This window comes from Pseudonocardia pini (assembly GCF_013870575.1).
Taxonomy (GTDB): Bacteria; Actinomycetota; Actinomycetes; order Mycobacteriales; family Pseudonocardiaceae; genus Pseudonocardia; species Pseudonocardia pini.
Genome location: NZ_JACBXB010000505.1, coordinates 1 through 4,102, shown reverse-complemented (window position 1 = coordinate 4,102; position 4,102 = coordinate 1). Strand labels below are relative to the sequence as shown.

General features: G+C 74.5%; 4 protein-coding genes. 1 reads left to right on the top strand and 3 read right to left on the bottom strand.

Going from position 1 to position 4,102, the window contains the following annotated elements; genetic code table 11:
* Nucleotides 1-71 precede the first annotated feature (71 nt).
* The gene (locus H5J29_RS23430) at nt 72-614 is read left to right on the top strand and encodes a DUF1707 SHOCT-like domain-containing protein (RefSeq protein ID WP_181783196.1); all 543 of its coding nucleotides are present in this window, start codon (nt 72-74) and stop codon (nt 612-614) included.
* A gap of 11 nt (nt 615-625) precedes the next feature.
* On the opposite strand, the gene H5J29_RS23425 is transcribed toward H5J29_RS23430, so the two are convergent.
* From H5J29_RS23425 to H5J29_RS23415, 3 genes are all read right to left on the bottom strand, one after another.
* Nucleotides 626-1,627, bottom strand: a complete 1,002-nt coding sequence (locus H5J29_RS23425) for a PHP domain-containing protein (protein WP_312858369.1) — start codon at nt 1,625-1,627, stop codon at nt 626-628.
* 23 nt (nt 1,628-1,650) lie between these two features.
* A complete protein-coding gene (locus H5J29_RS23420; RefSeq protein WP_181783194.1) occupies nt 1,651-3,120 on the bottom strand; it encodes a CYTH and CHAD domain-containing protein in 1,470 nt (489 codons plus the stop codon).
* A gap of 36 nt (nt 3,121-3,156) precedes the next feature.
* Nucleotides 3,157-4,102: AMP-binding protein (locus tag H5J29_RS23415; protein ID WP_181783193.1), on the bottom strand; the 946-nt coding region annotated here is incomplete at its 5' end.

Genomic DNA, 4,102 nt, shown 5'->3' with positions numbered 1-4,102 from the left:
CTGAGCGCGGCGGAGCGGGACCGGGTGCGGAAAGGGCTGGACCGAATCGGACGAAACGGTACGGTCGGCGGGTGACCGCAGCCCTCCCGGACGACCTCGAGCCCCAGCGCCGCGCCGCCCAGCAGCAGCTCGAACGCGCCGTCGGCGAAGGCAGGCTCACCCTCGACGAGTTCACCGACCGCGCAGGCACCGTCTGGGCCGCGGGCTCCGGGGCCGAGATCGACAAGACCCTCGCCGACCTGCCGGTCCCGGTCGTGGGCGGGACGAAGCCGGGCCGGTCCACGATCATCGGCGTGATCGGCGACGTGAAGCGCCGCGGCCGCTGGTCGCTGCGGCGCAGGACGACCGCCGTGCTGCTGATCGGGGACGTCGAGCTGGACCTGCGCAGCGCCGTCGTCGAGCAGGGGACGGAGCCGGTCACGATCGACAGCTGGGCCGTGATCGGGGACGTCACGGTCACGGTGCCGGAGGGGGTCGAGGTCGAGGTGGGCGGGTTCACCCTGCTCGGCGACAAGAAGGTCGAACTGGCGCCGGTCGCCCGCGTGCCGGGCACCCCGCTCGTCCGGGTGCGGGTGTGGTCGCTGATCGGGGACGTGAAGGTCCGCTCGGCCTGACGGGGCACGGCTCAGGCGAGGAGCTTCTCCAGCGGCCGACTGTTGCGGACCCGGTCCACCGGGACCCCGCACTGCACCGCGCGGGTGCAGCCGTAGTCCAACCAGTCCAGCTGGCCGGGGGCGTGCGCGTCCGTGTCGATCGTGAACTCGCAGCCCGCCTCCACGGCCAGCCGCAGCAGCCGCTTCGGCGGGTCGAGCCGCTCCGGGCGCGAGTTGATCTCCACGGCGACCCCGTTCTCGGCACAGGCGGCGAACACCGCGTCGGCGTCGAACTCGGACTCCGGCCGGCTCCGCTTGCCGGTGACCATCCGTCCCGTGCAGTGGCCCAGCACGTCCACGTGCGGGTTCGCGACGGCCGTGAGCATCCGCTCGGTCATCTCCGCGCGCGGCATCCGCAGCTTGGAGTGCACGCTCGCGACCACGACGTCGAGCTCGGCGAGCAGCTCCTCGTCCTGGTCGAGGGCGCCGTCGTCGAGGATGTCGACCTCGATCCCGGTGAGGATCCGGAAGCCGGAGAGGCCCGCGTTGAGCTCGGCGATCTGCCGTAGCTGGGCGCGGAGCCGCTCCGCGGACAGTCCGTTGGCGACGGTCAGGCGGGGCGAGTGGTCGGTCACCACCAGGTAGTCGTGGCCCAGGGAGATGGCGGTCTCGACCATCTCCCAGAGCGGCGAGCCGCCGTCGGAGGCGTCGGTGTGGCTGTGGCAGTCCCCGCGCAGCGCCTCGCGCAGGTCGAGCGCGGCCTGGTCCAGCTCCGTGCCCTCGGTCGCCTCCAGCCTGCGGAGGTACACGGGCACCTCGCCGCGCAGGGACTCCTCCACGCACCGCGCGGTGACCTCCCCGACGCCCTTGACCCTCTTCAGGTCGGTGCGCAGGAGCTCGTCGACGTCCTTGCCGCGCAACGCCCCCGCCGCCGTCCGGAAGGCGCGGACCCGGTAGGTCGACTCGTGCGCGCGCTCCAGCAGGAACGCGATCCGGCGCAGGTCGGCCACCGGGTCCCGGATCTCCTCGCTCACGCGGGCCATCCTGCCCCGTGCCGTCAGCGGGAGGCCAGTCCCTCCTCGATGCGGGCGGCGTCCGCGGCGGCGCGGCCGTACAGCACGCCGAAGGTGAAGCCGTTCTCCCCGTCGACGTGGGCCCGCGCCCCGAGCTCGCGCAGCACCTCCCGGCCGACGACGGCGTCCTGGTGCTCCCCCAGCGCGCTGGTGACGGCCTTGTGTCCCTTGCTGTCACCGCCCGCGACCTCGGTCGCGTAGCGGGCCCGCTTGCCCGCCTTGCGGGCGGAGTGGATGGCCACGTCGGCGGGCTCGCCCGCGAGCAGGGCCTTGCGGGCGGCGGCGACCCGGCGCTCGAACCGCTTGTCGGTCTTGGCCAGCGGCTTCTTCAGCCCCTTCTTCGAGCGGGCCTCGCGCGCGAGCGGCGGGTCCTGCAGGAAGTGCTCCAGGGCGCCGCGCAGCGCGGCGTAGCGCTCGCCGTCGAGCGCGGCCAGGGTGGCGGCACGCGCCTCGGCCTGTGCCCGCGCGAAGTGCCGGGTGACCTGGGCCTGCACCGAGCCGAGGACCAGCTCCGGGGGCAGCGCCTGGAGCGCCAGGGTGATCCGCTCCTCCTGCACCTCCAGGTCACGGGACCCCGCGAGCGCACGCCCGAGCCACCGCAGCTCCTCGATCAGCGCGGCCGGGCGCGGACCGGTGACCAGGTCGCCGTAGGCCTTCAGCGCGCTGCGGATCCGGCGCGCGGCGACGCGCACCTGGTGCACGGCGTCCTCCTCGTCGCGGCGGGCGGCGAGGTCCGCGGCCGCGAGCCGGTCCGTGTGCTTGCCCAGGTAGGTCAGCAGCGCCTCCCCTGCCGAACCCTTGCGCCCGGTCTTGCGGGGCGGCGAGGGCGGGGCGCTCCGACGTAGCAGCCGGTCCAGCTCCGCCTCGGCGGAGGACTCGGCGGGCACGGCGCCGACCTGCGCCAACCGCTCCTGGAGCGCGGCGGCCAGGGCGGGTCGGGTGGTCGTCACCGTCGCCTCCGACCAGTTCTCCAGTGTGGTCTCGGCACCGAAGGTGGCGAGCTGCACCTCGTCGCGCACGATCTCGGCGATCTCACGGTGGTTCCCGCCGCGTAGCGACTCGCGGGCGCGCACCCGGCGGATCCGGCCGACCGGGGCGACCTCGGCGCCGCGGACCACGCCCTGGACGAGCTCGCGCAGCTCGGCGGGCAGCTCCGGGTCGACGCCCTCGACACCCGCGGGCGGGACCGACACCCGCAGCTGCTCACCGTCGAGCGCGTCGGGGAGGTCGAGCTGCCAGTGCGTCTCGTCCCCCGAGCGGTGCACCGCCAGCACGATCCCCGACGTCGCCAACCGCAGGTCCGGCGTGTCGTAGCGCTCCACCTCCAGGACCTCGCCCGCCTCCTCGACGGTCGACCGCACCCCCTCGACGCCGGCGAGGTTCGGAGCCCCGGCGGCAGCGGGCGCGCGGTAGGAGGTGGACGGGGTCGCGGGGGTCGTCGTACGAACAGCCATACAGGATGAGTGCCCGTCTCGCCCGTCCGTCAATCGTCAGGGTGACAGCAGCTTCTTCTGCACCTTGCCCATGGCGTTGCGCGGCAGCGAGTCGGTGTACCGGATCTCCCGGGGCCGCTTGTGCGGCGCGAGCAGCGCTGCCACGTGGTCGATCAGCTCCTTCGGGTCCGGCTCGGGCCCCTCGGCCACGACGTGCGCCACGATCCGCTCCCCCAGGTCGGGGTCCTCGACCCCGACGACGGCGACCTCGGCCACCGCCGGATGCTCCAGCAGGGCGTTCTCGATCTCCCCGGCCCCGATCTTGTAGCCGCCGGACTTGATCAGGTCCGTCGCCTGCCTGCCCACCAGCGCGAGCAGCCCGTCGGCCGTCCAGCGGCCGATGTCGCCGGTGCGGAACCAGCCGTCCTCGGTCCAGGCGGCCGCGGTGGCCTCCGGCAGGTCGAGGTAGCCGGAGAACAGCTGCGGTCCGCGGGCCTCGACGGCACCCAGGTCGCCGCCGCCGGGCACCGGGACGAGCCGGATCTCGGTGTCCCGCAACGGCCGCCCGACCGTCCCGACCACGGGCTCCTCGTCGGCGCGCGCGGCGGTCAGGATCATGGTCTCGGTGAGCCCGTAGCGCTCCCGGATGGCGAGTCCGGTCGCCTTCTCGATCCGGGCGTGGTCGACGGCGGTGAGCGCGGCCGAACCGGAGATCAGCAGCCGGGCACCGCCGACCGCCTGCCCGGCCGCGGGATCGGCCTCGAAGTCCGCCGCGAGCCGGTGGTAGTGGGTGGGGACGCCGAAGACCATCGTGGCGCCGTCCACGACCGCATCGGCGAGCGCGCGCCCGCTGATCGCGCCGAGGTGGCGCAGCTCGCAGCCCCGGCGCAGCGGGCCGATCGTGCCGAACACCAGGCCGTGCACGTGGAAGATCGGGAGGGCGTGGACCAGCCGGTCCGCCGCGGTCCAGGCCCAGGCCTCCGCGAGCGCGTCGAGGTCGGCG